Source organism: Brevibacillus reuszeri (assembly GCF_002897295.1).
GTDB classification, from domain to species: Bacteria; Bacillota; Bacilli; order Brevibacillales; family Brevibacillaceae; genus Brevibacillus; species Brevibacillus reuszeri_A.
The window spans coordinates 1-547 of record NZ_BEXF01000132.1; the positions used below are offsets into that span (position 1 = coordinate 1).

Annotated in this window: 1 protein-coding gene; it reads right to left on the minus strand. The window is 41.7% G+C overall.

Annotated features, from left to right (window positions below):
* Positions 1-324: 324 nt before the first annotated feature.
* Positions 325-547, minus strand: a 223-nt coding sequence (locus tag C3B52_RS37720) for a hypothetical protein (RefSeq protein ID WP_235615979.1), incomplete at its 5' end; no start/stop codon positions are given.

The window sequence follows — 547 nt, forward strand, 5'->3', positions numbered from 1 at the left end:
CATAATTGATTGCAATAATTCCAATTGAATCCCCCTTATAAAGAAAGGATCCAGGAAAGGGAATGCCCTCCCCCGGATCCCTTTGGCAATTTAGACCACATGGACAACGGGTCGATGACGAGTTTTCTTCTCCCTAACTCATTAAGTCACATAACCTTTTCCTACAATTTTTTGGTCATTAGATAAACAGGGTAGAACTCTCGGCTCTTGTCAGGTATGCTTTTGTTCTAAATGATTCTTCCGGATAGCCGGTAACCATCTGCCGCTACTTCAGGGGCCAGGAATTCCAGAAAACATAAATCCTCCACCTTAAACTCTTTTAATTTAATGAGGCACCTGAGAGCTGAAATCATTCCGACTGGACAGATCAGCATGATAGAAAACGACATCTCCATCCTCTAAATTGAACCGGTTGCCGAAGGAGTCAAATACCAAACGTTGATATCCTTCAAGCTGCCATTGATTCATCAAAGGCGCATTAATGTACTGAAGATGAGGGTTATTCAGATCCCCATTGCGAATAGACTCAATGTTAAAATTCACAATG